The sequence below is a fragment of the Streptomyces sp. NPDC023157 genome, assembly GCF_055560575.1.
In genome coordinates this window covers 353,758-378,631 of the sequence record NZ_JBVHIL010000008.1, presented here as the reverse complement: position 1 = coordinate 378,631, position 24,874 = coordinate 353,758, and the positions used below count along the sequence as shown (strand labels likewise).

Genomic DNA, 24,874 nt, shown 5'->3' with positions numbered 1-24,874 from the left:
CGCGTCACGGACTCAGGCCGGGCAGCACGAGGGGGTGGGACGTGCCTGCCTCTTCGTCCGCCACGTCGTCCCCGGAGCCGTCCGTCCGTTCGCGGTAGCCGCGGGACTGCAGCGTGAACAGCCGGTGGTAGGTCCCTTCGCGGTCCATCAGGGCGGCGTGGTCGCCCCGTTCGGTGATGCGCCCGTCCTGGAGGACCGCGATGGTGTCGGCGTCCTTGACCGCGCCGAGCCGGTGCGAGATCAGCACGCTGGTGCGGCCGGAGCGGCGGGCCCGCAGCCGGGTGTGGATCTCGTGCTCGGCGGCCGGGTCCAGACCGGAGCTGGGCTCGTCCAGGATCAGCAGGTCGGCGTCGGCACGCAGGAACGAGCGCGCGAGGCCGATCCGTTGCCACTGCCCTCCGGACAGCTGCACGCCGGACGCGTGGTCGTCCTCGCCCCGGAACGTGCGGCTCAGCAGGGTGGAGTACCCGTGGGGCAGCCGCGTCACGTCCTCGTGCACGCCCGCCAGCCGGGCCGCCGCCTCACAGCGTTCCGGCACGTCGAGGGCGCTCAGGTCGCCGACGGCGATGTTCTCGCGGGCCGTGAGCTCGTAGCGCATCGGCTCCTGGAAGGTGGCGGCGACACGGCGCCGCAGCTCCACCGGGTCCATGGCGTGCAGGTCGACGCCGTCCCAGAGGATGCGGCCGCGGGTGGGATCGTAGAACCGGCACAGCAGCTTGACCAGCGTCGACTTCCCCGAGCCGTTGACGCCCACGAGGGACAGCGCCTTCCCCGCCTCGATGCGCAGGTCGACGCCGCGCAGCACCCAGGGCGTGCCCTCGTCGTAGCGGAACCACACGTCCCGCAGTTCGACGGCGTCCCGCAGGGGCGGGACCGCGGTGGCGCGCCCGGGGGCGGGGAGGTCGGGGCCGAGCCCCACGACGGTGACGTAGTGATCGAACATCATGAGGGAGTGGTGCACCTGCCCGGTCTCACCGGCCAGTCCCGCGATGGCGCTCTGTACGGCGGGGATGGCGGCCAGCACAAGGGAGACGCCGCCGACCGTCATGGTCCCCCGTGCGGCGGAGGCGACCGCCCACAGCAGTGCGGCGCCCGCCAGGAGGGAGGCGGCCACCTGAAGGGAGGTCTGCACGCGCAGTTCCCTGCGGTCCATCAGCTCCCGCAGCCCGTCGGCCCTGCGCCGTTCGGCCAGCAGACGTTCCCGGAAGAAGCGTCCGGCGGCGTAGAGCCGGATCTCCTTCGCGGCCTCCACGCTCGACAGCAGCGTCGCGTAGAAGAGTTCCCGGCGCTCGGCGGGGCTGATCTCCCAGAAGGTGGCGGCACGCCGGCGGCTGAGCACGATCTCCGCCCAGAGCACGGGGACACCGGACAGCGACACGACGACGGCGAGCAGAGGATGCAGGACGGCGAGGGAGCCGAGGAATCCGACGAGGAGGACGCAGCCGCGGACGATGCCCGCCACGGCCTGGACCACCTGGAAGGGGGCGAGCCCGCCGGCGTGCTGGGCCATCCGGAGACGGTCGAGGAACTCCGGGTTCTCGAAACGGCCCAGCCCCACGAAGCCGTCGACGGCGGTGTGCAGCCGTTCCTGGACGAGGAGACTGGTCGCCCGGGTCATCCTGGCCTGGAGGTAGGCGGTGAGCTGAGTTGCGCCGGCCGACACGGCGCCGGCGACGGCCAGCGCGACGGCGGGGCCGAGGCTCCCGCGTACGCCGTTGCCCGCCGCGAGGCCGTCCAGGATGTCCTTGACCAGCCACGTGATCACCACGGGCGCAGCGGCGGACACCACGGTCACGGCCAGGAATCCGGCCATCGCGGCGGGGGTCGCCCGCAGGCCGAGCCCGAGGGCCGACGTCACCGCGTGGTGAAGCGGCACCGCGCGGGGTGGCGCGGCACCCGGGGCGGGACTCATGCCCGCCCGGCCGGAACGGCCGTGAGGACCGAGTCCCCGACCGCGGCCACGGTGGGCGGCTCCCCGTCGACCGCCGAGACGGCGAACTGGGCGGGGAAGGCCCTGACGCCGAAGGCGCTCGCGCAGGGCCCCTCCGGTGTCTCCCGGATGACCCTGACCACGGAAGAGAGCTGCTCGGCCATCGCCTGGGCCTCGTCCGCGTACCGCTGCTCGTGGCTCCCCGCCACCACGACGGCGATCGCCTGGCGCCGTCCCTGGAGCGCGCCGACCTGCTCCACGAAGCGGGGCAGCTTGTCCCGGCACGGCTTGCAGCCAGGGGTGAAGAACGACACCACGGCGCCGTCCGTGAGGTCGCGTTCCGTCAGGGGCATGCCCTCGATGCACCGGGAGCTGAAGGGCGCCACGGTCGCGCCCACGGAGATGCCGCCGTCCTCCGTGGGGGCCGGGGCGGCGGAGGAGCGGTTCCGCAGCCGGCGGAGGACCGCGAGCGTCAGCAGGAGGTCCAGCGCGCAGAGCGCGCCGACGACCACCAGCGCTATGGCCAGGTAGACCACGGGAGGCCTCTTCTCGGTAGAGGGAATCAGTTGCTCGTACGGGTCGGGGCGGCGGGTGTGGGCCGCAGCAGCGTGACGAGTTCGTCTCCGACGACCAGGAGGAGAGCGGCCGTCGCCCCGCACAGCCAGGCGGTGAACCGGGCCTGCCAGGTGAGGTGCCCGCCGTCCCACACGCCGGGGGCGGCCGCCGCCGCGACGGCGAGGAGCAGGGCGTTGCGGACGAGTTGGGGAGGGCCGACGGGGCCCGCCGAGGTGCCGAAGCAGCGGCAGGCCACCTGTTGTCCGGCGCGCAGGGCGCGGGCGACGGCGTAGGTGAACGAGGCCAGCAGACCGCTCGTCGTCAGAAGACCGGTCATCGCGGGAAGCCGGCCGCCATAGGCCTCGGGCCAGGCCAGGAGCAACGTGCCCGCCGCTTCCGCGAGGACGACGCCCACCGCGAGGGCAGGCGCCCGGGCTGCGGACACCCGCCCCAGCGTCTCCACGGAGTACGTGAAGGCGCGGAAGGACTCCGCGTTCCTGATCTTTCCGAGGACTGCCGCCGCGAAGACGAGGACGAGCGCGATCCGGCTCACGGCCGAGACGAATTCCACTGGGTCTCCCGGGGAGAGATCCGTGGCCCGGCCCTGGTGCGAGCCGGGCCACGGGACGGGTCGTACGGTGCCCGGACGAGGGCGGCCCCGATGGTGCTGACGGGGCATGGCGCCGCGGAGCTACCGCCTGCGCCGTGCGGTGGTCACGGAGCCGGACGGGCGGGGGCGGTTCAGCAGCCGCAGCTCATGAACTCGCGCCTGTTGAGGTCACAGGACCAGACGCGCTGCGTGTAGTTGCTGAAACTGCCGCACGCGCTGTTGATGCACCGGTAGATCCAGTAGCCGGTGCACGCGCTCGCCGTCTCCTGCGGCACCAGCTGCTCCAGCATGCGGTCGGCCCATCCACGGACGGTCTTCATGTGAGGTCCCTCCTGTCGGTTCTTCCCTGGTCTGGCGATGGCGTCGGGGCGCCGGGCCGCACATGGACGTCCCCCGTGCTGCGGAACGCGCCCCGCCGCTCGATCGGTCAGGTCCCCGTCCGGTCGGCCGGGGCGGTACAGAGTCTTCGCCGGGCCTCGGGCCGTGACAACGACCGGAGCGTGTTCGGGACTGTTCGGGACGGCGTTCGAAAAGGGTGCGCCGGTGCCAGGGAACGACGACGGCGCGAGGGCCGGCCCGCCCGGGGGTTCGGGGCGGGGCCGGCGCTCGCGCCGGTCAGGCGGTCACGCGCCTCGTGCGCGTGGGGGTCAGCGGCGCAGCTTCAGGCGGTGTACTCCGCCGTCGACCGTGCCGACGTAGAGCGAGCGTCCGTCCGGGGCGGCGGCCAGCTTGGTGGTGTCGGTGTTCTGCAGACCGCTGGAGACGTTCTCCCAGGTGAGGCCTGAGTCGGTGCTGCGCAGTACGCCCCGGCCGCCCTGGACGAGGCCGGACTCCTTCGAACCGGCGGTCGCCGCGTAGAGCGCTCCGCCCACCCGCAGCAGGTCCGAGACGTGGACCGCGAGCGGGCCGGTGTCGGCGGTGCGGAAGGTCGTGCCGTCATCGGTGCTGACCCGGACGGACGATCCGCCGACGATCAGGCGCCGGCCGTCCTTCAGGATCGCGGTGACGGGGCCCTCGGCGACCTTGGTCTTGGTGACGCCGCCGTCGTCCGAGCGGTAGAGGCCCGAGGCGTTGCCGAGCCAGAGGCGCCGCGGGTCGCGCGGGTCGCCGGCCATCGCGTCGAAGGACCTCTCGTGGAAGAGGTTCTTCCACGTCCTGCCGCCGTCCAAGGTGGAGAACAGCCCGTTGCCGAAGATGCTCCTGAAGCTGATCGTCACCCGGTCGGGATCGGCCGGGTGGACCAGGATCGAGGTCGGTATCTCCGACGAGGTGCCCTTCACCTGCCAGGTCCGGCCGGCGTCGCCACTGCGGGAGACCTCGAAGAGACCGGTCGCGGTGCGCCGGACCTGCCACACCACCTTGGTGTCCCGCGGCGAGACGGCGATGTGCGAGGTGAGCCGGCCGGTCATGCCCTCCGCCCCGGTGTGGCCCCACTCGGGGCCGGTGACGGGGATCGCGGTGCGGTAGGTGCCGCTCACCGTTCCGGCGAGCAGCCGGTCGCCGCTGGCCGCGAGGGCGAAGGGGGTCAGGCCCTGGACGCCGATCCTCCGGTAGCCGGTGCCGTCGGCCGAGCCGCGGTACAGGCCGTCCTGTTCGCTGGACACGGTCACCGAGCCGTCGGCCCAGCGGTCGTAGTCCATCGCGATGGCGGCCTTCGAGGGAGCGGACACCGGCTTCCAGGTCCTGCCGTGGTCGTGGCTGACCTGCCCCGCGCCGAACAGCGCGCGCAGGTACAGGTCGCCGCCGGAGGCGGACAGGCCGTTGCCGCCCTCCGCGACGGGCAGCAGGGTGGACCAGGTGCGGCCCTTGTCGTAGGAGCCGCGCACGCCGGTGCCGGGGACGTAGGCCGCCACCACGGTGGAATCGGCCGCCAGACCGCGGACGGTGTCCACGGGCTCGTCGAGGACGCGGTGCGCCGTACCGGGGTCGCCCTTGCCCACGCCGTCGAGGCGCCAGACGCTGTCGAAGGTCGCCAGGTACAGCGTGTCGCCGACGAGGGCCGCGTCACGGACGCCGCCGGTCACGCCGGTGGGGTACTCCGCCCAGCTGTCGCCCGCGTCCGTGCTGACCAGCAGGGTGCCGCCGACGATCGCGGCGAGGGTACGGGTCTCCTCGTCCGCGACGAACGCGTCGACGCGCGCGTCGGGCACGTCGAGCTTGCGCCAGGTGCGGCCGTTGTCGTCGGTACGCAGGATGGTGCCGCGGCGGGTGGGGTCGGCGGCCGTGTTCACGGCGTACCACCAGCGGTCGGGGCGGCGGGCGTCGACCACGACCGCTCCGGTGCCGTTGCCGTCGGCGACGGGCAGCCGGCCCACCTGGCGCCAGTGGGCGCCGCCGTCGGTGGTCAGCCAGGGGGCGGCCTTCCGGAACTGGGTCACGACGGCCTGCTTCGGCCGGGCGGGCGTGAGCGCGACGTGACCGGCCTCGTTGTTCGGGCCGATGGGCTCCCAGCGGTCGCCGCGGCTGCCGGCGGGGGTGACCTCGAAAGCACCGGTCCCCGTGATCCGACGCGCGTCGGTGGTCGTGGCCGACACGGACAGGCGGTAGGCGCCGGCCGTCCTCCCGGTCACGTCGGCCTGGTAGTAGCCGGCGCCGTTCATGGTGGTGCGCAGGGTGAAGGCCTTGCCGTGCGGCGGCGTGACCCTGATCTCCGGCGGCGCGTTCAGGGCGGCCGGGGCGGCGACGTGCACGGTGGAGCGGCCGTCGCTCGGATCGGGGGACGCCTGGACGACCAGGTGCCGGACGACGAGCAGGTACGGCACGCGGAGAGCCGGGCCGCGCGCGGGGGTGGCGGTGATCCGGCCGCTGATCTCCGTGTCGGTGGCCGGGCGGTCCGCGCGCAGGGTGACGTCGACGGTCGCCGACCCCCCGGCGGGGACGGTCACCCGCGACGGGGACACGGTGGCGGGGCCGGTGCTGGCGAGGGTGACGGGCAGCGGCTTCTCGCCGGGGTTGGCCAGGCGTACCTTCGCGGTGCCGCCGACGGTCCGGTCCGCGAGGTCGGCGAGGCCGAACGACACGCTCGTCGGGAGGGCGGTGAGGGTGGCGGACGCGGCGGTGGCCACGTCGAGGCGTCCGTTGCCCTGGACGGTGGGGCCGGTGCCGGCGAGGCCCTTCGCGGTGCCGACCAGTGCGGACCTGATCGCGTCGGGGTCCTGGCCGGGCCGCAGTTGGCGCAGCAGGGCGGCGGCTCCGGCGACGTGCGGGCTGGCCATCGAGGTGCCCGACATGCGGTAGACACCGGGTGCGTACATCGAGGTGGGGATCGAGGAGCGGATCTCCACGCCGGGTGCGACGAGGTCGGGTTTGAGTCCGAAGCCGGTGCCGGGTCCGCGCGACGAGAAGGAGGCGATCTCGTCGGTGGAATCGGTGCCGCTCAGGGTGACGGACACCTTTCCGGCGGCCAGTTCGCGGCTCAGCTGGGCGTACTGGGTCGTGTCGATGCCCATGACGACCAGGCGGTCCATGCGCAGCGAGTCGCCGGAGGCGGCGGTCCGGGTGAGGTCGGGGCGGGCGGGGGTCTCCCGTGCCTCGGCCACTCCGGGGGTGGCGGCGAGCACGGGTCCGTCGTGGACCGGGAGGCCGCCGAGGACGGCGAGCGCGCCGCGCTCCTCGGCTTCGCGTGCCCAGTCGATGTCGCTCTGGCTCAGGACGTCCGTGCTGGGAGGGACGAGCAGGTCGGCGCGCAGGATCTTGCCCCGGACGTCACCGACGCGCTTCCAGTCCTCGGCGGTGCCCGCGCCGACGTCCACGAGCGGCGCGGTGACCGGTCGCGTCGGCGGGTTCGCGGACAGCACGCCCCGGTAGGTCTGGATCAGTTCGGGCTCCTTGCCCGCCAGGTAGGCGCTGGGGATCCGCAGCCCGCTGGTGGAGGCGCCGACGGCGATGACGCCGTCGGCCGCCGCCGGTGTGCTGATGGTGCCGCTGCCGGGCCCGGAGTTGCCCGCCGCCGCGACGACGACCACTCCGGCGCGTACGGCGGCGGTCGCCGCGCGGCCCAGCGGGTCGGTGCCGTCGCCGGGGCCGCCGAGGCTCATGTTGATGACGTCGGCCGGGTGCGGGTTGCCCGGATCGGCAGCCGCCTCGATGCCGGCGATGATGTCGGAGGTGTAGCCGCTGCCGTCAGCGCCGGTGACCTTGTAGGCCAGCAGACGCGCGTCGGGCGCCATGCCGGTGACGCCTTCCTTCCCGGCCGCCTTGCCCGCGATGATGCCGGCGACGTGGGTGCCGTGGCCGTTGTCGTCCATCGGGTCGTCGTCACCGTTGGCGAAGTCGTAGCCGCCGACGACCTTGTGGCCCTCGCCGAAGCCGCCGCCCAGGTCGGGGTGGCCGTAGTCCACGCCGCTGTCCAGGACCGCCACCACGGTGCCCTTGCCGGTGGCCTTCACCCCGGCCGGGTCCTCGCGCTTCCAGACCTCGGGCGCTCCGGTCAGCGGGACGCTGATGTCCGTGCGGACCTGTATCCGGGTGTCGGGGCGGACGGCGGTGACACCGGGCAGCGCGGCCAGCCGCGCCCTCTCGGAGGCGGGCACCGTCATGGCGACGGCGTTGAGGAGCAGACCGAGCCGGCGGGGTGCGGCGGGGTGCAGTCCGGCTTGCCGTGCCGTCGTGACGAAGGCGTCCTGCCGCGCCGCCAGGGCCCGTCGGGCGTCGCCGACGGCGGAGGTGGTGCCGGCGGTCAGGGAGGTGAGCGAGCCGCCGGGGGCCGCTGCCACGGCGGCGTCTCCGGACAGCTCGACGATGACCCGCTGGTGCGGGTCGGGTGACGTCGCGGTCGCGGTGCCTGGCGTCGCGGTGAGCGTACCGGCCAGCGCGACGGCGGTGACCGCGGCGGCCGTCAGACGTCGGCTGCTTCGTGGGTTTTTGGCCATGGGCAGAAGTCCTAGCGCCGAAGTGACTCTCCGTACAACGGATCTTGGCGGCCCATTGCTGCACCTGGCACAAGTGGGCCAGGATCGGCATATGACGAACGAGCTCACCGCGGCAGGCATCGATCCGTTCGACGAGAGCGTCTACCGGGCCGTGCTGACCCGGCGTACGGCGGCCCCCGCCGAGCTCGCCGGCGACCTCGGCTGCTCCACCCTGCGTGCCGCCAGGGCGCTGGACCGGCTGCACGACCACGGCCTGGTCGGGCGGCTCGCGGGGGTCCGCCGACGGTACGCGGCGATCGAGCCGGGCGCCGCGGTGGAGTCCCTGATCCGCAACAGGACGGCGGAGTTGGACCGGGTCCGTTCGGCGGCGGGCGAGCTGTCCCGCCTCTTCGCGGCGGCGCAGGCCGGCACCGCCGGGGAGGAGGAGGTGGAGATCGCCACCGGCCGCGAGGCGCTCGGGCGCTGGTTCGTCCGCCTCCAGCAGGAAGCGCGCGAGGACGTCATGACACTGGACCGGCCGCCGTACGCACTGACCACCTCCAACCCGGTGGAGAGCACGGCGCTGGGGCGCGGCGTGCGCTACCGCGCGGTCTACGCCCCCGAGGCGCTGGAGTGGCCGGGAGTGCTCGAGGACATCCGCGGACTCGTGCGCCGTGGCGAGCAGGCCCGGGTGATGCCGGGCCTGCGGATCAAACTGGCCATCGCGGACCGCCGACTGGCGCTGATGCCGCTCTCCCTGGACCTCGACGGCGTGCGCGCCGCGGTCATCCGCCCCTCCACCCTGCTGGACGCCCTCACCGACTACTGGGAACTGTGCTGGAAACAGGCCCTGCCGCTCGACGTACCCGCCGAGGACCCGCTCGGTGAGGAGGATCGTCTGGTGCTCACCCTGCTGGTCAGCGGTCTCAAGGACGAGGCAATAGCCCGCCAGCTCGGCTGGTCCGTCCGCACCATGCGCCGGCGCATGAGCCGCCTCCACGAACTCCTGGGCGCGGTGAACCGTTTCCAGGCCGGCGTCGTCGCGGCACGCCGCGGCTGGATCTGACCCACCATCGGCCGAGTGGTCGCCGAAGGAGCTCGGGTGAACGGCCGCTTCGGCCCTGCGGGGCCGCCACACCCGGCCCAGCCCCGCTCCACTTCCTCTCCCTCACCGAGGACTCCGCCGGGCCGGAGACGGGAGCGGCGCCGGGATTCCGCCGGCCGGAACCCGGTCAGGGGGTCCAGGTGGTCGGGGCGGCGGCGATGTCCCGGACGTCCATTCCGTTCGCGGTCTGGCTGACCAGGTCGACGGGCTTGCTGGGGGCTCGCCTTGACGGGGTGACCGCTGGCGGTGAGGAAGGCCGCGGCGACGGCGGCGTAGAGCTCGCTGGAGTGCTCCAGCGCGGGCTGCCTCGAGGGTGCCGAAGTCGACGATGTCGGGGGCGCCGGGCCGCTTCTCCTGGGCGATCCGCAGGAGCTGGATGTTGCGGGACATGACGTTGGTTTCACAGGCCGATGCCCGTGAAAACAAGATGCTTCGACGGGCATGGGTCGGGTACCGTGCGGACCATGTCGAGTCCTGAGTCAGACACGGTGGGGGCTTTCGGTCACGCCGTCAGCCCCCTGAACCACTGAGCTCGTAGCCCTGTCGTCGCACCGCTCCCGCGGTGCCACGCGTGTGCGCATGGGGCTGGCCGCGGTGACGAGATGACCTTCTCGTGCTTCTCCCACCTCGGAGCGACTCGATGCCTCTTCCTCTGTATCTGCTTGCCGTGGCGGTCTTCGCCATGGGGACCTCGGAGTTCATGCTCGCCGGCCTCTTGCCGGACATCGCCTCAGATCTTGACGTCACAGTCGGGACAGCGGGCGTCCTCACCTCGGCGTTCGCGATCGGCATGATCGCCGGCGCCCCTCTTGTGGCCGCGCTTGCCCGCAACTGGCCCAGGCGCGTCGGCCTTCTCGGGTTCGTGCTCGTCTTCGCGGCAGCTCACGCCGTGGGCGCCGTCACCACGAGCTTCCCCCTCCTGTTCGCCACTCGGGTCGTCGCCGCGCTCGCGAACGCAGGGTTCCTTGCCGTCGCTCTGACGGCTGCCGCCACGTTGGTCCCGCCCGACAAGAAGGGACGCGCGCTGGCCGTACTGCTGTCGGGCACCACGGTGGCCACGATCGCCGGTGTCCCCGGTGGGGCGGTGCTCGGCACGTTGCTCGGCTGGCGGGCCACATTCTGGGCCGTCGCCGCCCTCTGCCTCCCCGCAGCTCTCGGCATCCTGAAGGGAATCCCGGCAGGACGTGACGAGAGCGAGGCGACCGGCAGGCCGGCCTTGCGAGCGGAACTCGCCCAGCTCACCAGGCCGCCGTTGATCCTGGTGATGCTGCTCGGTGCGCTGGTGAACGCGGCAACGTTCGGGAGCCTCACCTTCCTCGCACCCGTGGTGACCGACAGCGCCGGGCTGGGCGAGTTGTGGATCCCTGTCGCCCTGGTGCTTTTCGGCGCCGGTTCCTTCGTAGGCGTCACCGTCGCCGGACGGCTCTCCGACCGGCGTCCCGGTTCGGTCATCGCAGTCGGCGGTCCGTTGCTGCTCATCGGCTGGCCGGCCCTGGCGGTGCTGGCCGACGAGCCGGTCACCCTGTTCATCCTCGTGTTCATGCAGGGCACGCTGTCGTTCGCGCTGGGCGGCACGCTGATCACACGGGTCCTCTACGAGGCCGCGGGAGCCCCCACCATGGCAGGCTCGTACGCGACTGCGGCACTCAACGTAGGCGCCGCCATCGGCCCCGCCATCGCCGCGGCCACCCTCAGCACCGAAGCCGGTATCCTCGGGCCGCTCTGGGCGAGCGGACTCCTCGTCGCCGTGGCGCTGCTCATCGCCTTCCCTCTCCGCACCGTCATCACGGCCGGCCGGAGCACCGAGGTGCTCCGATGACACATGCGAACGCACCCTTGAACATCGAGGGACGCCGAAGGCTCGTGGAACGTTGCCGCACGCGTCCGATCGCGCACGTCGCCGCTGAGGCCGGTGTCTCCCCCGCCTGGAAGAACCGGACCCAGCGGTGGCGGCCCAGCCGCTGCGAGGACTCGACGCCCTTGCGGGCAAAATGCGAGGGCGGATGCCACGTTCGCGCAGCCAGCGGCGCAGGTGGTCGTCCGCGCGAGCGGAGATGGGCCGAGCGCGTGGCTCCTGGCACTCGGCGCCGCCGAGTGCTCTCCGCGCGAGCGGAGGTGAGCCGGCCGCTCACGCGGAGAGCACGTGGTCGTCGATGGGCGGGACTCGTCGCCCGGCGGCTCACCTCCGCTCGCGCGGCGAGCACCGACGGTTTTGGTGCCACGCTGTTCGCTAATGCGTGTTGCAGAAGCCTGCGAGGCGGGCATTTCCCCTATGCGTGGGCCTGAGCCTTCTGCAACATGCTTGAGGATGCGGTTCGGCGCCGCCGCACCGGCCGAGGCGAGGGCGCGCGGTCGCCGACGTGTCCTTCCGGGACGGTCCCGTCCGCGCGACAATGGAGCCGTGAACCGGTGGGGAGGCATCGACCGAATGGTGTCGCCGCGAGCCCGTGATCGCCTCGGCGACGCCCTCTTCAGTCGTGTCGCGGGTCCGTCCGGCGCGGAGAACCGGGCCAGGATCCACGACACCCCCGGTCCGCGGTGGTTCGCACCCCAGGAGCCGATCCGCCGGGTCCACGGTGACGCCTCGATGTTCGTCGGCGGACTGACCGCGCTCCTCCTGCAGTCCCTGCATCCGCGGGCGATGGCCGCTGTGGAGGCCCATTCCGGGTACCGGGGCGACCCCTGGGGCCGCCTCCAGCGCACCAGCACGTTTCTGGCCTTCACCACCTACGGGACCGTCGAGGACGCGCAGCTCGCGGTGGACGGCGTACGGGCGGTGCACGCGCGCATCAGTGGCCGCACCCCTGACAGTGACCCGTACCGCGCCGACGACCCGCACCTGCTCGAGTGGGTGCACATCGCCGAGGTGGACAGTTTTCTGCGGGCCTACCAGCGGTACGGCGCCCAGCGCCTGCGGGAGGACGAGTGCGACGCGTACGTCGCCTCGACGGCCCGGGTGGGGCGCGCTCTGGGCATGGTCCACCCACCGCGCACGACGGACGAACTGGCAGAGCGGATAGACGCCTTCCGACCGGAGCTACGCGGCACCGAAGCGGCCCGCTCCGCGGCCCGGTTCATTCTGCTCAGCCCCCCGCTGCCCTGGCCGGCGCGCCCGCCGTACGCGATGCTGGCGGCGGCCGCGGTCGCCCTGCTCCCACCCTGGGCCCGCGCCCCTCTGAACCTGCCCCTGCTACCCCGTACCGAGCGCTGGTGCGCGGCTCCCGCCGGCGCCGCGGTGACCGCTGCCATCCGCTGGGCCATGCACCGGCCTCCCCACCCCGGCGGCGGATGACGAGGTCGCGCAGGCGGGAAGTCGGACACGACGGAGCGACCGGTGGCCGGCCGGACTGCTCCTAGCCGGCGGGGACCCTCGCACGGGCCAGGACGGAGAGCTCGAACGGACGGAGCGCGTCGGTTCGCACCCACTCCGCTGGGTCGATCGTTTCGCGCTGCCGGACGTACTCGATCGGCTGGAACCGGTGCTCAAGCAGGAGGGCGTCCATCTGCTCGATGCTGAGGAACGTCTGCCAGGGCTCACCCCGCTCGGCCGCCGCCGTCATGACCGTCTCCGCATACGCCTGACCCGCCTCGTCCCGCTTCAGCACGCTCACCCAGCAGGGACTGCGCCAGCGTGTCGGCGAAGATCGAGGGGGATTCGTCGAAGGCCGGCCAGAGAGCGGAAGGTGAGTACGCCCACGATGCCCAGCAGCGTCCGAGTCTGCGGACGATCGGCGAGAGAGCGAAGGTGTACGCGTGTGCGGGGCAGCGGTCTCGTGGCAGGCTGAGGGCATGTGGCCCCTGCTCTTCCTCGACGTGGACGGCCCCCTCATTCCTTTCGGCGGCCCCGGCCCGCACCCCGCGTACGCCCCCGAGCCGCACCCGGACGCCCATCCGCTCCTCCACCGCGTGGACCCCTCCCACGGCCGGCGCCTTACGGCGCTGGGCTGCGAGCTGGTCTGGGCGACCACCTGGACCGATGACGCGAACGACGTCCTCGCCCCGCGGCTCGGTCTCCCGCCGCTGCCGGTCGTGCACTGGGCCAACGACGCTCTGGAGTCGTCCGCGGGGGCGACAAGCCTGCACTGGAAGACTCGGGCCCTCGCCGCCTGGGCCGCCGGTCGGCCGTATGCCTGGCTCGACGACGAGATCACCCAGGCCGACCGGGACTGGGTCGCCGCGTGCCACGGGGCTCCCACCTTTCTCCACCGCGTCGACCCGCGAAGGGGCCTGACGGGGGCCGACTACGCGGCGGTCGCGGCGTGGGTGGGTGAGTACGGGGCCACCAGGAGATGAGTGGGCGTGCTCAGGCCCCGGCCCGGGGCGCGCGGTGAGGATGGGGCCGTCCCCCGCATCACACCCGAGGAGCCGTCCATGAACCCCGATGCGTACGCGGCGCTGTACGGACCCGGCCGCCCGGCGCCGTCGCCGCGCCGCGGACAGACCGGCGTCGCGATCCTGGCCGGGGTGGTGTGGGCGGTGGTGCTGGTCCTGCTGGGCGGGCTGGCGACGATGGCGCTCCTCACCGCGCTCATCGGCGCGGCAGCGGACGAGCCGGTCGGTGGTCTGCTGCTGTGGAGCGCGCTGATCGGACTCGTCGTCCTCGGCGGCCCGATCGCCCTCACCTTCCTCCCCACCACCCGGCGCCTGACCGTGCCCGCGCGTTTCCTCCTCGCCGGCAGCGCGGCCCTCCCCCTCGCTTTCGGGATCACGGTCTGGAGCGTCACCCGGGGTGGCTGAGGCGGACTGCGGACGGCCGTCTGACAGCGGAGAGCACGGCACCCGCTCCCAGGACATGACCGCCAAGGAGTACACCGTCCCCCGCCGCCGGCCCGGCCATCCGTGAGGGCGGTGCAACAGGACGTCTTCCTGGTCTTGGGGTGCGGTGGCGTCACCACGCGTCCACCGGTTCGGGCGCCGGAGCCCTGGTACCAGGCGTCCGCGAGGATATCCGCCGAGGACGGGGCTCTCGACCGCGTTTCTGCCTCTCCTTCCCCCAGATGAACACCTCCCGGCACGTGCTTCGGGGGGCCGATCAGGACCGGGGTTGGGCGATTGAGGTGCGCCCGTCGCAGTGGAGGCACTCCACGGCAGCGGCCACACGACGCGCGGCCTGCGGCTCGTCGCCGAAGCCGCCCTGACCTGTGTGCAGGGCGCTACTCGCAGAGGCCGTAAACCGGCCGGACGAGGCCGTCGGCCTGTAGACGGACACGGAGGCAAGGTGGCCGTTGCTCGACCGCCCCCTCGAGGTCGCCCGCGCGGCGGAGGGCCGGGGGGCGCTGCCTGCTCGACCTGCGCGGGGAGGCGGCTGTCCCGGGTGTGCGGGACGTGGCCGAGGTCTACCGGCAGCTGGGCGTCCGCTGGCGACGGGTTCTGCGCCGCCGCCCCATCGTCACCACCCACCGCCGGGGCCGCCTCCGCTACGGCGACCGGTTGTCCCCGCGCGAGGAGGACGTGGCCCGTCTCGTCCTCCAGAACCGCGCCAACCGGGACATCGCCGAGCGCCTGGTGCTCCACCCGCACGTGGAGCACCACGTGGCGCGCATCATGCGGATGCAGAACGCCTCGTCGAGGGGCGACATCGCTCTGCCGGAAGGGACGGAAGCGGCCCGGGCCCCGGCCGCCGCACCCTGGCGTGACCAGGGTGGCCGGTCGCAGCCTTCATCCACGGAGCGACCGTAACCCGGCCCGAGAGGCCGTGCGCCGCCCTGCCGACGAAGGGTCCCCGGCCCAGGTGATCACCCTTTGATCGCGATGCGGCCGAAACCGTGCCGGGAGCGGCCGGCCGGGACGATACTGGCAAGGGCAGACTCCCATCGTCTCGCCGGCTCCACCGCCGAGAGAGGCTGGGCGCGCCTTCGTCGATGCCTCCGAGGGGAGCCGTTCATGACCACGGCGAAAGACCTGTTCATCATCGCAATGGATTCCGAACAGGAACCCGCCGTCGGGCAGGGAGACCTGTCTCTCGCGCTCGCGGGAGCCGAACTGATCGATCTCCTCAGTGCCGGGGACGTCGCCCTGGACGGCGTCCGTGTCGTGCCCGGTGCACCGTCGGCCCCCGAGGACCGGCTCCTCGGCGAGGCGGCGGAGCGTCTCGCCCGGCAGGCACCGTACGAGCGCGTCGAAGACTGGCTGTGGCGCCGTGGCGAGAACCTCGCGGCCGCCTACCAGACCGCGATGGAGGGGGACGGTGAGCTGATCCCGGCTCGCAGTGGCCGCCTGTCGTTCGGTGCGCGACGCTTGGAGCCGGTCGACACACCGGCCCGCCGCGGGGCGGTCGACCGTTGGGAGCGGAGGGAACCCGTTCTGGCGGCCCTCGCCTCAGTCGTGGGCATCGGCGGCGGCCCGTCCGACGCCGCGCCGGGTCTCGACGACGAAGCGGCCACGGTCGTGGTCGCCGCCGCACACGACGCGGTCATGGAACTGGAGGCCGTACGCCAGCGTCGGACCATCGAGAACTCGGCTTTCGCCAACCTCTGGCGCGGTCCGTAGGCGGCCCGGGCCGGGCCCTGCGCGGCTTCGAAAGCTCGGGCGGGGCAGGGTTGCGTGGTCCACACCGTACGTGCGGGACCCCGACCGCGACGGCATCGCCGCACCCTCGCCGTCACAGCCCACTTGAAGATGGCCACCCTCGCCACCAGCGCCAATCCCGATCCCAAGGCCCTTCTCGACGTCCACTTCGAAGCCGCCGACGGCCAAGTCGTCGGCCTGTCCAAGGTCAAGGTCCCTCGACGTGACCTGCGTTCGAGCCGGAGCACTCCTGCATGACCGTGCGCGGCGCCCGCCGGCCCGGCGACTTCATGCGGACCTCGGCGCCATCGGTGCGCTCGCGGCCCAAGCACGCTACCCGCGCCGAGTTTATGGCGGTGATCCTCCGGATCAGCTGACCACCCCCGGGCCGGCGGCAGGTGAAAGGCGGCACCTCGGCCGGCGAGGTGCCTCCATCACCCCGCCTCCGCTGCTGGCCCGCCAGCGGGAGCGCCGCCGCCCTCCTCCACACCGACAGTTCCTCGTCGTTCACCGGCCGCCTCGCACCTTCGTAGAGGTGCGCGTGCCCGTCCTTGTCGGGGTCCGCCCACGCGTTGGTCGCGAACACGTACGTGCTGCCGTCCTTCAGCCGAGGCGTCACCCCCTCGTCCAGCCCGTACGTGACCCGCACCGTGCCGTGCACGCTCCCCCGCAGCACCGTCGCGACATCGAACCGGTAGACGTCCTGCGTCCACCCCTCGGTCTCCCGCTGCTCCTCGAAGGCCTGCACGCGCCCGGTGAACACGTACTGCGTGTGCGGCGCCGTACTCGCCCGGACCGTCGCGTCGTACCTGCGCACCGCATGCTCCGCCAGCGGCTCCTCCATCCAGCGGAAGCCCAGCCACCCGGCCACCGCCAGCACACCGGTAGCCACTGCGACGGCCGCCGGCACCCACTTCGACTTGCCCATGCGTATCACCACCGCCGGCGGCACCACCCGCCGGAACAGCGCGCACAACTCCTCCGACACCACCCGCTCAACCAGATCCGTCATGCACGGATCAATGAAACGCCAGGAGAATCGGCGTCATTGACGCCGGCGGACGCGTACGCTGCGGCCGAGTCCGCCGACGCGGGCAGTCGCCGCCCGGACCCGCACTTCCCCACCGCTGCAGCACCCGTGCCCGTGCCGGGAATCCGCGCCGCGGACACACAGCCACTCGACGAGCGCGACGCGAGCAGCGGCGTCCGCGGCCAGTACCTCCGGGGCCAGTAGCGAGCTCAGCAAGACGGGCGTCGCGTCGTCCAGGCGGGCCTGGTCCAGGTCGCGGTCCAAGACCAACTGACCGGCCGCCGCGGCGGGCGTCGAGTCGCGGCGCTGTGAGCCTGTCAGCATGCCCCGGGCCGGGCGGTCCCGGCGGAACGCCTTTCTGGCCCGTCGGTGGACGGCGGCCGCAAGCGCCCGCTGGCGTTGACAGTGAGAGCCAGGGCAAGAGGCGCGCTCCCACGCCCATTCTGGTGGTGGCTCGTTCGGGTGGATGTGTAGGGTGCGCGATACCTGCGCAGGACAGTCCGCCGCACGTCACAAGGGGTGGGAAGAATGAGAAGACCGTGGGTCTGTGGCGGCCTGGTGCTCGGCATCGCGGGTCTCGTCGGTTGCTCTGGCACGACGAACGACGCGAAAGACTCGGCGCCCAGTGCCACACCGTCCGCTGTGACTCTCACCATCAATGGGCGGGTCTCTGTGGAACTGTCCACGGACGGCAAGGGCCCCTCGATCGGCAAGCCGTGCACGGTCCCGCCGAACTCCAAGGTCAAGGCCGGGGCAGAAGTCCGCGTGACAGACGACGCAGGCAAGATCCTGGGTACCGGCGCGCTCGCGCCCGGTAGAGCCCAGGGTTACACCCTCAAGTCCTGTGAGTTCACCTTCGACTTCAAGGTGTCCGGCGCAGCCGAGAAGTACGTGCTGACCGTCGAAGGCTTCCCGCCCCTGCCGTACACCTGGGAGGACATCCGCCGCGGGCTCTTCCTCTGGGAGGATGAAGGTACGTTGGCCCCGCAGCAGTAGCCCTGGCGGCGCACTCGCCGAGGGCCGCCGTGTGAAACGGCCCTGCGACCCCGGTGTCCGTCGCCATGCGGACCCGCGCTGTTCGTGTGGCTTGCAGAGAGTCTCCGCATCAGGCTCAGGTAGTGGGCGGGCGTTGTTGTCGGTGCTCTGCATGCAAGTTCGCCGTCCGCCACGAAGCAACCCTTCTCGTCGCAGCCATCAACGAATGGCCGTGACGAAAGATGGTTGGTACGGGCGCACGCAACAGGAACTCCCGGTTTTCCGTTGCCCGATCGCCCGTCTTTGCAGCACCGGGATTGCAGCTGCGACACCGAATTACTGTCTGCCCTAGCCCGGCGAGCGACATCAGAGCAACTCGTTGATGACTGCGATCAAGATATCGAACCCCTTGCGGGCGCGGGACCAACCCCGCAGGGAGCAGGAGCCGACGGAGGCGCTGGGGGCGGTCCGAACCGCGTCGGTCCGGCCGGGCGGCCGGGGGGTTCAGATGCCCGTCGCCTCCGCGAGGATCCCCTCGGCCAGCTCCCGCGCGGAGGCGACCGGGTCGGTGGCGGGGCGGGTGGCCCCGACGGCCATGGCCCCGTCGATGAGCAGCAGCAGCTGGTCGGCGGCGTGGGCCGGGCGGGGGTGGCCGAGCCGGGTGAGCTCGGCCGCCAGGAGGCCGCTCACGCGCTCGCGGTACGCGCGGGTGACGGCGTGTCCGGGATGGTCGGGGTCGGCGAGCGCCAGGTCGGCGGCGAGGTAGCGGCAGCCCCGGAAATCCGGTCGCGCGACGACGGCGGCGAGCTCGTCGAAGACGGCCGTCAGGCGTGCGCGCGGGTCGTCGCCCGCCGCGTCCATGACCCGCTCGTACGCGGCTTCGTCCTCGGCGGCGCTGCGCCGCAGCACCTCCGCGATCAGGCCGTCCTTGCCGCCGAAGTGCTCGTACAGGGAGCGGCGGGCCACGTTCGCGCTCTTGAGCAGTGTGTCCACGCCCACGCCGACGCCGTGGCGGTAGGTCAGTTCCTGGGCGGCATCGAGGAGGCGGTCGCGGGGGCCGGGTCCGGTACGGGTGCTCATGGCCACCAGTGTGCCGACCCTTGACTGATAGATCAACCGGTCTATATATTTCGAGCCCGCACTCAGTAGACCGACTGTTCTATCTACTACCTCCTCCACCTGGAGACCTCATGCATCCCCGCCCCCGCACCACCACCGACGTCATCGACCTCTTCAACCACGCCTTCGTCCACCACGCCCCCGACGTCCTCGACGACCTGGTGGCCGAGGACTGCGTCATGGAGTCCGTCCAGCCCGCCCCGGACGGCGAGCGCTTCGAGGGCCGGGAGGCGTGCCTGGCCTTCTGGCGGACACTGGCCGCCGACCGCACCACGGGCTTCGGCCCCGAGGACGTCTTCGTCGCGGGCGACCGGGCCGCGATCCGCTGGCGCTACCGCTTCGGCGACGGCCCCGCCGACCACGTGAGCGGCGTGAACCTCATGCGCGTCGAGAACGGACGGATCGTGGAGGCCCTGGGCTACAGCAAGACGGCGGGCGAAGTCCCCCTGGCCACCGACACCCTCGGCTCCGTCCCCGGCTCCGTCTCCGACGCGGAGGTGGCGGCCCGTGCGTAGCCACCACGTCGACAGCGGCGCCGGCATCGACGGGCTGACGCTCCGGGAGCACGCCGACCCCACCCCCGGCCCCGGCCAGGCCCTGGTCGCCGTCCGCGCGGCCTCCCTGAGCTACCGCGACCTGATGATCCTGCGCGGCGACTACGTCCTGCCGGTACGCCCCGACGTCGTGCCGCTCGCGGACGGCGCCGGCGAGGTGGTCGCCGTCGGCCCCGGCGTGGATGCCGTACGGGTCGGGGACCGGGTGGCCGCCACGGTCTTCCCTAGCTGGCGGGACGGCCCCTTCGGCCTGGGCCACCTCCCCCAGCTCGGCGGCTCCCTGGACGGCATGCTCACCGAACTCGCCGTGCTCGACGCGACGGCCCTGGTGCCCGTACCCGCACACCTGTCGTACGAGGAGGCCGCGACGCTGCCCGTCGCGGCGGTCACCGCCTGGAACGCCCTGACCGGCGACGGCGAGGGCCTGCGCCCCGGGCAGACCCTGCTCACGCTCGGCTCCGGCGGGGTGTCCCTCTTCGCCCTCCAGCTCGGCAAGGCCCTCGGCGCCCGCGTGATCGCGACGACCAGCGGCCCGGAGAAGGCGAAGCTGTTGACCGGCCTCGGCGCGGACGAGGTGATCGACTACCGGGCCGTGCCCGACTGGGCGTCCGCCGTGCGGGAGGCGACGGAAGGCGAGGGCGTCGACCGCGTGGTCGACGTCGCGGGCCACCTCGACGCGTCCCTCCGGTCGGTACGGGTCGCGGGCCACGTCGCCTGCGTCGGCTTCGTCTCGGACACGGCACCCCCACTGGACCCCCGCGTCCTCTTCGGCTCGGGCGCGACCGTCCGCGCGCTCGCGGTGGGCAGCAGGGCCCAGTTCACCGCCCTGAACGCCTTCCTGACCCGGCATCACATCCGCCCGGTCCTGGACCGCGCCTTCCCGTTCGAGCAGGCGGCGGACGCGTTCCGCCACTACGCGTCGGGGGCGGCGTTCGGCAAAGTGGTCGTGCGCGTCGGGGCGTGAGGGCGGTTTCGCCGGTGTCGGCGGTGCGCCTCCGCGTCACGGACCCGCGGCTGGGTTTGATTGCCGTACATGTGGAGACGACTTGTTCGGGCCCTGGCCCTGGTGACGCTCGTCCTGGCCACCACGCTCGCGGCGGTGCCCGCCGACACGGTCGCGCAACAGGCCTGCGAGGCGGCCGACGGCCACCGTGGGCATGGATCGTTGAACAGGGCGCAGGCTCTGTACGAGTCGGTGAAGGCGGGAGACGGCGACCAGACGTGCGCGGTGGACGGCCTCCGGCTGGTGGCCGAAGCGCGCAGGGCGGCGGCCCAGCTCGTCACTGCCGGTCAGCTCCTGATCCGCTCCGGACACCTCGACGGGGCGAAGGTCAAGTTCGACGCCGCCCTTCACCTCGACGCGACGAACGCCGCCGCGAGCGCAGGCGTCGCGAAAGTCGCGGACCTCGAAAGCCGCCCCCTGCCCACAGCGGTCTCGAACGGTGATCGCTTCTACCAGGACTGGGCGCTCCCCATCGGACGCCTGGTCGTGCTCGCCACGATCGGGATGCTGATCTTCTACGCCCTCGCCGGCCTCTCCTCGCGCTGGCTGGTCAAGGTGGACGCGGTCGCCTGGCAGAAGTGGATCCGGTGGACGACCGGGAGCCTGGGCGCCTTTCTGCTGTTCGCGGCCGCGGTGATGGCACCACTGTTCGCCATGTTCAGCCCCTTCTCCCCCACGTGGACCGATTGCTGGATCGGCGCGCTGGTCATCGGGGTGGTCGCCCTGGCGGCGGTCGCCCTGGCGCTCTGGGGCTCACGCGGCAGGGCTAAGCCGTGGCGCAGGCTGTTCATCGCCCTGGGCATCGTCACCGCGGCCGGGATCCTCCCGGTGCTGCTGGCCGACGCGCTCAGTTACGACGTACGACTCATGTTCGTGCACATCGCCCTCTCGGCGCTCGGGGTGTTCCTGACGGGGGCGGCGCTGGGCCAGAACCTGCGGCTCCAGGTCGAGGTCCAGCAGTCCGACGGCAGCGTGAACGCCGCCTCGTCCGACTACCTGCTCGCCCGGATGATGGACCTCGGAACCGAGACCCCGCAGGCCCTGCACACGAGCACGAGCACACCGGGGAGCACACCGCTGAGCCAGATCCCCGTGGAGGAGCTGAGCGTCCTGCCCGCGGGGAAGTTCGTGGGAACGCTGACGCGCCTGTTCTTCGCCCTCAGACCGGATCTGACCTGGCGTGCCAGGGTCACTCTGGTGGACGGCAACCGTGTCGCGACCACCCTCACGCGCAACGGAAAGCACGCCGCGAGCGCGGTGTTCAGCCGGCCGGACCTGAGGCTCCCCTCGGACGACGACGAGAACCGGGCCAAGGCACAGATGCTCACCGGCGCCGCCGCCTTCGTCCTCGTGCAGCTGAGCACGGTGCACACGGAACTCCAGCGCGGCCTGTACGGCGCCCGGCAGTGGCGGAGCGTCGCCCTCCAGGTGATCGCGACCAGCAAGTCGCTGCTCAAGAACGACGACAGCCGGCCCGCCACGCAGGTGCGGCTGCTGGCCAGAGCCGTCAACGAGGACCCCGGGAACGAGCTGGCACGGTTCGAGTACCTGTGGGCGGCGTACGAGCACACGACCTACAAGGAGACGGATCTCGCAGCGTTCGCCCGGGTCATCGACCACGCCTACAAACGCTCCTCGATCCGGCAGGTCACCGACGACCAGGAGGGGTGGATGCCGCTGAAGATCCGGATCCTCTACCGGTGCGCCACACAGTGGCTCAACGCATACGCCTACGCCCGAGCCGACATCGACGGCGACGGCGACGGCACCTACGTGGACCGTGCCGCCATGCTGACCTCCGCCCGGACGCCCACGGCCGAGCTCAGCCGCCTGTGCGATGCGGGCAAGGTCACCTGGAAGGGCCAGGATCTGCTGCGCCGGCTGACGGTAATGTACCCGCACGCCGTCAATCTCGTGGCATGCCTTGATGTGCTGCAAGGCGTCAAGGCGGTCGAGGACGTCGACGCACAGCACCCCCACAAGGGTGCGACCGCCACCCCGAGACTGGCCTACGACCACGCGTGCCTGCACATGTTCGTCGCACGGCGGAGGGACGTCGGGGAGGAAGCCCGTCGGCAGCAGTGGGACTACGCGATCGAGGACCTTCGCCACGCCCTCGTCACCGCAGACGAGAAGCGGGAGGCCCAAGGTGATCCCTGCTTCAAGGAACTCCGGTCGGACCCGCGCTTCCGGGAACTGATCGCCGTCGTCTGAGGGCCTGTCTCGCTGACGCCGTCGGGTCGCGAGCGAGACGGCACGTAAACATTAGTTACCCTCTGCCCATTTGGAAACCGTAGTTTTCGCATGATGGTCTCTGGGATCCCGACACCACCATCGAGTGGCGCCCGTCTTCCCCGCGCCGGAGCACGCGCTGGAGCCCGCTCCGCAACAGCAGCGGGACGGGCCCCAGAACTCCCGGGGGAAGCTCCTACCAGCGGTACCAGCGGCCCGTACTCCCCTTGGGTCGGGCCACGATGCCGAGCGGGCCGCGGCGACGCCGCCCCGCCCGCCGTCCCCACGCGTACGCACCGGCGACGGCGGCCGTCGTCCCCACGACGGCGGCTCCGGCCGCCGTCGTGTGCGAGCGCACCACGGTCCACATCGCGCCCCCGCCGCCACGCGCCACGTACGCGGCCGTACGGGCCTTCTCGGCGAACGGGGCGGGAAGGACACGCAGCGCCCCCGTGGCCGCCCGGTCAGGCGTCTCCGCCGTCCCCGGGCCTGGCTCTCCCACCCGTACGGCGGCTCCGGCCGCGTCCGACGGACCCGTACCGTCCGACGGGCCGGTGCCGTCCGTCGCCGCGAGCTCGTCGCTCCAGCGGGAGGGGTTGCGGTCGTTGTTCTGCGAAGCACTCATGTGGGTCGTGTAGCCGGGTCCGCCCGGCGCAAACCCGCCCTCGTCGCGCCGCGCCGGATTCACCCCGCCCGGGCCGACCGGACCCCGGGCGCCCGCGCCGCGGCGGGAGTGACTTCCCCGATCGGGGACAGGCGGGCCCGCATGGTGACGATTCTGCTCGCGGCCTTCCCGGCCCTGACCGCGCTCGCCGCCGGCCTCCTGGCCGCCCTGGTGTCCCCGTGGTGGTGGTGCGCGGCCGGCCCCGCCCTGCTGCTCGCCGCGGTGGCGGCGTACGACCTGCTCCAGCGGCGCCACTCGGTCCTGCGCAACTACCCGGTCCTGGGACACCTGAGGTTCGCGATGGAGGCGCTCCGGCCCGAGGTGCAGCAGTACTTCGTGGAGCGGAACGTCGACGGCGCGCCCTTCGACCGGGACACCCGCTCCATCGTCTACGAGCGGGCCAAGGGAACCGACGCCGAAGACCCCTTCGGCACGGAGCTGGACCTGGACCGCCCGGGCACCGCCTATTTCGTCCCCTCCATGGCCCCCCGCCCCGTCCCGACCGAGCCGCCCCGGGTCCGGATCGGCGGGCCCGGCTGCACCAGGCCGTACGACATGGCCCTGCTCAACGTCTCGGCGATGAGCTTCGGCGCCCTGTCGGACCGCGCCGTGCGTGCCCTGAACGAGGGCGCCCGCCGGGGCGGCTTCGCCCAGGACACCGGTGAGGGCGGGATATCGGAGCACCACCTCGCTCCGGGCGGGGACCTCGTCTGGGAGATCGGGACGGGGTACTTCGGCTGCCGGACCGAGGACGGCGACTTCGACCCGCGGCGGTTCGCCGAGAAGGCCGCCCTCGACCAGGTCGCCTGTGTGCTGCTGAAGATCAGCCAGGGAGCCAAACCCGGCATCGGAGGGGTGCTGCCGGGCCCCAAGGTCGGCCGGGAGATCGCTACGGTCCGGGGCGTCCCGGAGGGCCGTACCGTGATCTCACCGCCGTACCACCGCGTCTACCGGACTCCCCGGGAGCTCGTGCACTTCCTGGACCGGATGCGCGACCTCGCCGGCGGCAAGCCCGTCGGGTTCAAGCTGTGCGTCGGCTCGCGCCGCGAGTTCCTCGCCGTCTGCAAGGCCATGCTGGAGGAGGACGTCACCCCCGACTTCATCGTCGTCGACGGGGCCGAAGGCGGCACCGGCGCCGCGCCGCTGGAGTTCGCGGACTCCGTCGGACTCCCGCTCACCGAGGGCCTGACGACGGTCCACCGGGCCCTCGTCGGTGTCGGACTGCGCGACCGGATCCGTATCGGCGCCTCCGGAAAGGTCGCCACCGGCGGCGACATCGTCAAGCGGCTCATCCAGGGGGCCGACTACACCAACTCCGCCCGGGCCATGATGTTCGCCCTCGGCTGCATCCAGGCACAGCGCTGCCACACCAACACCTGCCCCGTCGGCGTCGCCACACAGAACCCCCGACGGGCCCGGGCCCTGGATGTCGAGGACAAGGCGCGGCGTGTCCAGCGCTTCCAGGAGGCGACCGTCAAGAGCGCCCTGCAGATCATGGCCGCCATGGGCGCCGCCGGTCCCGCCGATCTGACGCCCGAGATGCTCCTGAGCCGGGTCGGACCGGACGACGTCCGGTCCCATGCGGAGGTGTACGAGCCGCTCGCCCCGGGGCAGTTGCTCACGTCGGCCGGGTCCGGGGATCCCGGCACTTCCGGATCGCTCCCGGATTCCTGGGCAGGCGACTGGATGGCGGCGCACCCGGACCGGTTCACCCTCCGGTGACCCGGTCGGTCGGCGTTC

At 72.5% G+C, this 24,874-nt stretch carries 21 protein-coding genes and 1 pseudogene; 12 read left to right on the top strand and 10 right to left on the bottom strand.

Annotation, left to right across the window (positions count from 1 at the left end; translation table 11 throughout):
- Positions 1-4: 4 nt before the first annotated feature.
- The 5 genes from ACZ3ZE_RS28235 to ACZ3ZE_RS28215 all read right to left on the bottom strand — a co-directional run bounded on the left by ACZ3ZE_RS28235 (position 5) and on the right by ACZ3ZE_RS28215 (position 7,966).
- Complete coding sequence (locus ACZ3ZE_RS28235; protein WP_467261260.1) at positions 5-1,858, bottom strand: ABC transporter ATP-binding protein; 1,854 nt, start codon at positions 1,856-1,858, stop codon at positions 5-7.
- A 50-nt stretch (positions 1,859-1,908) separates the two neighbouring features.
- Positions 1,909-2,466, bottom strand: a complete 558-nt coding sequence (locus ACZ3ZE_RS28230; protein WP_467261258.1) for a TlpA family protein disulfide reductase — start codon at positions 2,464-2,466, stop codon at positions 1,909-1,911.
- Positions 2,467-2,492: 26 nt separating this feature from the next.
- Entirely contained in the window at positions 2,493-3,056 is a 564-nt protein-coding gene (locus tag ACZ3ZE_RS28225) for a MauE/DoxX family redox-associated membrane protein (RefSeq protein WP_442304853.1), read from the bottom strand.
- A gap of 170 nt (positions 3,057-3,226) precedes the next feature.
- Positions 3,227-3,415: a hypothetical protein gene (locus ACZ3ZE_RS28220; RefSeq protein WP_361629291.1), complete on the bottom strand. Its 189-nt coding sequence runs from the start codon at positions 3,413-3,415 to the stop codon at positions 3,227-3,229.
- Between the two features lie 327 nt (positions 3,416-3,742).
- A complete protein-coding gene (locus ACZ3ZE_RS28215) occupies positions 3,743-7,966 on the bottom strand; it encodes a S8 family serine peptidase (protein ID WP_467261256.1) in 4,224 nt (1,407 codons plus the stop codon).
- Positions 7,967-8,057: 91 nt separating this feature from the next.
- On the opposite strand from ACZ3ZE_RS28215, the gene ACZ3ZE_RS28210 reads away from it, so the two are divergent.
- Together ACZ3ZE_RS28210 and ACZ3ZE_RS28205 are read left to right on the top strand one after the other, a co-directional pair.
- Positions 8,058-9,011, top strand: coding sequence for a helix-turn-helix domain-containing protein (locus ACZ3ZE_RS28210; RefSeq protein ID WP_467261254.1), 954 nt, complete (start codon positions 8,058-8,060; stop codon positions 9,009-9,011).
- A gap of 679 nt (positions 9,012-9,690) precedes the next feature.
- Positions 9,691-10,869 (top strand): Cmx/CmrA family chloramphenicol efflux MFS transporter, encoded by a 1,179-nt coding sequence (locus ACZ3ZE_RS28205; RefSeq protein WP_442304855.1) that lies wholly within the window; start codon positions 9,691-9,693, stop codon positions 10,867-10,869.
- A 118-nt stretch (positions 10,870-10,987) separates the two neighbouring features.
- Here ACZ3ZE_RS28205 and ACZ3ZE_RS28200 read toward each other — a convergent pair.
- Positions 10,988-11,166 (bottom strand): annotated as a pseudogene (locus tag ACZ3ZE_RS28200) (IS5/IS1182 family transposase); the annotation flags it as partial.
- A gap of 312 nt (positions 11,167-11,478) precedes the next feature.
- Here ACZ3ZE_RS28200 and ACZ3ZE_RS28195 point away from each other — a divergent pair.
- Positions 11,479-12,342: an oxygenase MpaB family protein gene (locus ACZ3ZE_RS28195; protein WP_467261252.1), complete on the top strand. Its 864-nt coding sequence runs from the start codon at positions 11,479-11,481 to the stop codon at positions 12,340-12,342.
- A gap of 61 nt (positions 12,343-12,403) precedes the next feature.
- Here ACZ3ZE_RS28195 and ACZ3ZE_RS28190 read toward each other — a convergent pair whose 3' ends face one another.
- The gene (locus ACZ3ZE_RS28190; RefSeq protein WP_467261250.1) at positions 12,404-12,661 is read right to left on the bottom strand and encodes a hypothetical protein; all 258 of its coding nucleotides are present in this window, start codon (positions 12,659-12,661) and stop codon (positions 12,404-12,406) included.
- Between the two features lie 178 nt (positions 12,662-12,839).
- On the opposite strand from ACZ3ZE_RS28190, the gene ACZ3ZE_RS28185 reads away from it, so the two are divergent.
- The 4 genes from ACZ3ZE_RS28185 (at position 12,840) to ACZ3ZE_RS28170 (ending at position 15,539) form a co-directional block, all read left to right on the top strand.
- Positions 12,840-13,343, top strand: coding sequence for an HAD domain-containing protein (locus ACZ3ZE_RS28185; RefSeq protein WP_442304857.1), 504 nt, complete (start codon positions 12,840-12,842; stop codon positions 13,341-13,343).
- Positions 13,344-13,421: 78 nt separating this feature from the next.
- A complete protein-coding gene (locus ACZ3ZE_RS28180; RefSeq protein ID WP_467261248.1) occupies positions 13,422-13,787 on the top strand; it encodes a hypothetical protein in 366 nt (121 codons plus the stop codon).
- 588 nt (positions 13,788-14,375) lie between these two features.
- Positions 14,376-14,729: a helix-turn-helix domain-containing protein gene (locus tag ACZ3ZE_RS28175; RefSeq protein WP_467261246.1), complete on the top strand. Its 354-nt coding sequence runs from the start codon at positions 14,376-14,378 to the stop codon at positions 14,727-14,729.
- A gap of 204 nt (positions 14,730-14,933) precedes the next feature.
- The gene (locus ACZ3ZE_RS28170; protein WP_361629315.1) at positions 14,934-15,539 is read left to right on the top strand and encodes a GOLPH3/VPS74 family protein; all 606 of its coding nucleotides are present in this window, start codon (positions 14,934-14,936) and stop codon (positions 15,537-15,539) included.
- Between the two features lie 226 nt (positions 15,540-15,765).
- Here the strand turns inward: ACZ3ZE_RS28170 and ACZ3ZE_RS28165 are convergent, their stop codons facing one another.
- Positions 15,766-16,569 (bottom strand): hypothetical protein, encoded by an 804-nt coding sequence (locus ACZ3ZE_RS28165; protein ID WP_467261244.1) that lies wholly within the window; start codon positions 16,567-16,569, stop codon positions 15,766-15,768.
- 660 nt (positions 16,570-17,229) lie between these two features.
- Between ACZ3ZE_RS28165 and ACZ3ZE_RS28160 the strand changes: the two genes are divergently transcribed.
- Positions 17,230-17,583: a hypothetical protein gene (locus ACZ3ZE_RS28160; protein WP_467261242.1), complete on the top strand. Its 354-nt coding sequence runs from the start codon at positions 17,230-17,232 to the stop codon at positions 17,581-17,583.
- A 483-nt stretch (positions 17,584-18,066) separates the two neighbouring features.
- Here ACZ3ZE_RS28160 and ACZ3ZE_RS28155 read toward each other — a convergent pair whose 3' ends face one another.
- Entirely contained in the window at positions 18,067-18,642 is a 576-nt protein-coding gene (locus ACZ3ZE_RS28155) for a TetR/AcrR family transcriptional regulator (protein ID WP_442304861.1), read from the bottom strand.
- 110 nt (positions 18,643-18,752) lie between these two features.
- Between ACZ3ZE_RS28155 and ACZ3ZE_RS28150 the strand changes: the two genes are divergently transcribed.
- From ACZ3ZE_RS28150 to ACZ3ZE_RS28140, 3 genes are all read left to right on the top strand, one after another.
- Positions 18,753-19,196, top strand: a complete 444-nt coding sequence (locus ACZ3ZE_RS28150) for a nuclear transport factor 2 family protein (RefSeq protein WP_363291585.1) — start codon at positions 18,753-18,755, stop codon at positions 19,194-19,196.
- Positions 19,189-20,199 carry a zinc-dependent alcohol dehydrogenase family protein gene (locus tag ACZ3ZE_RS28145; protein ID WP_361629330.1) on the top strand — a complete coding sequence of 337 codons (1,011 nt, stop codon included), beginning with the start codon at positions 19,189-19,191 and terminating at the stop codon, positions 20,197-20,199. Before ACZ3ZE_RS28150 ends, ACZ3ZE_RS28145 begins: the two co-directional genes overlap by 8 nt.
- A 69-nt stretch (positions 20,200-20,268) precedes the next feature.
- Positions 20,269-22,452 carry a hypothetical protein gene (locus ACZ3ZE_RS28140; RefSeq protein WP_467261240.1) on the top strand — a complete coding sequence of 728 codons (2,184 nt, stop codon included), beginning with the start codon at positions 20,269-20,271 and terminating at the stop codon, positions 22,450-22,452.
- Positions 22,453-22,666: 214 nt separating this feature from the next.
- On the opposite strand, the gene ACZ3ZE_RS28135 is transcribed toward ACZ3ZE_RS28140, so the two are convergent.
- Positions 22,667-23,095: a hypothetical protein gene (locus ACZ3ZE_RS28135; protein ID WP_467261238.1), complete on the bottom strand. Its 429-nt coding sequence runs from the start codon at positions 23,093-23,095 to the stop codon at positions 22,667-22,669.
- A 141-nt stretch (positions 23,096-23,236) separates the two neighbouring features.
- Here ACZ3ZE_RS28135 and ACZ3ZE_RS28130 point away from each other — a divergent pair, with 141 nt between their 5' ends.
- Positions 23,237-24,856: an FMN-binding glutamate synthase family protein gene (locus tag ACZ3ZE_RS28130; RefSeq protein WP_467261236.1), complete on the top strand. Its 1,620-nt coding sequence runs from the start codon at positions 23,237-23,239 to the stop codon at positions 24,854-24,856.
- The last annotated feature ends 18 nt before the right edge of the window (positions 24,857-24,874 follow it).

What these genes read in the sequence shown, in the direction of transcription:
- ACZ3ZE_RS28220 (WP_361629291.1), bottom strand. Translation starts at nt 3,415, where the DNA reads ATGAAGACCGTCCGTGGATGGGCCGACCGCATGCTGGAGCAGCTGGTG.
- ACZ3ZE_RS28215 (WP_467261256.1), bottom strand. Translation starts at nt 7,966, where the DNA reads ATGGCCAAAAACCCACGAAGCAGCCGACGTCTGACGGCCGCCGCGGTC.
- ACZ3ZE_RS28210 (WP_467261254.1), top strand. Translation starts at nt 8,058, where the DNA reads ATGACGAACGAGCTCACCGCGGCAGGCATCGATCCGTTCGACGAGAGC.
- ACZ3ZE_RS28205 (WP_442304855.1), top strand. Translation starts at nt 9,691, where the DNA reads ATGCCTCTTCCTCTGTATCTGCTTGCCGTGGCGGTCTTCGCCATGGGG.
- ACZ3ZE_RS28195 (WP_467261252.1), top strand. Translation starts at nt 11,479, where the DNA reads ATGGTGTCGCCGCGAGCCCGTGATCGCCTCGGCGACGCCCTCTTCAGT.
- ACZ3ZE_RS28185 (WP_442304857.1), top strand. Translation starts at nt 12,840, where the DNA reads ATGTGGCCCCTGCTCTTCCTCGACGTGGACGGCCCCCTCATTCCTTTC.
- ACZ3ZE_RS28180 (WP_467261248.1), top strand. Translation starts at nt 13,422, where the DNA reads ATGAACCCCGATGCGTACGCGGCGCTGTACGGACCCGGCCGCCCGGCG.
- ACZ3ZE_RS28170 (WP_361629315.1), top strand. Translation starts at nt 14,934, where the DNA reads ATGACCACGGCGAAAGACCTGTTCATCATCGCAATGGATTCCGAACAG.
- ACZ3ZE_RS28165 (WP_467261244.1), bottom strand. Translation starts at nt 16,569, where the DNA reads ATGACGGATCTGGTTGAGCGGGTGGTGTCGGAGGAGTTGTGCGCGCTG.
- ACZ3ZE_RS28155 (WP_442304861.1), bottom strand. Translation starts at nt 18,642, where the DNA reads ATGAGCACCCGTACCGGACCCGGCCCCCGCGACCGCCTCCTCGATGCC.
- ACZ3ZE_RS28150 (WP_363291585.1), top strand. Translation starts at nt 18,753, where the DNA reads ATGCATCCCCGCCCCCGCACCACCACCGACGTCATCGACCTCTTCAAC.
- ACZ3ZE_RS28140 (WP_467261240.1), top strand. Translation starts at nt 20,269, where the DNA reads ATGTGGAGACGACTTGTTCGGGCCCTGGCCCTGGTGACGCTCGTCCTG.
- ACZ3ZE_RS28135 (WP_467261238.1), bottom strand. Translation starts at nt 23,095, where the DNA reads ATGAGTGCTTCGCAGAACAACGACCGCAACCCCTCCCGCTGGAGCGAC.
- ACZ3ZE_RS28130 (WP_467261236.1), top strand. Translation starts at nt 23,237, where the DNA reads ATGGTGACGATTCTGCTCGCGGCCTTCCCGGCCCTGACCGCGCTCGCC.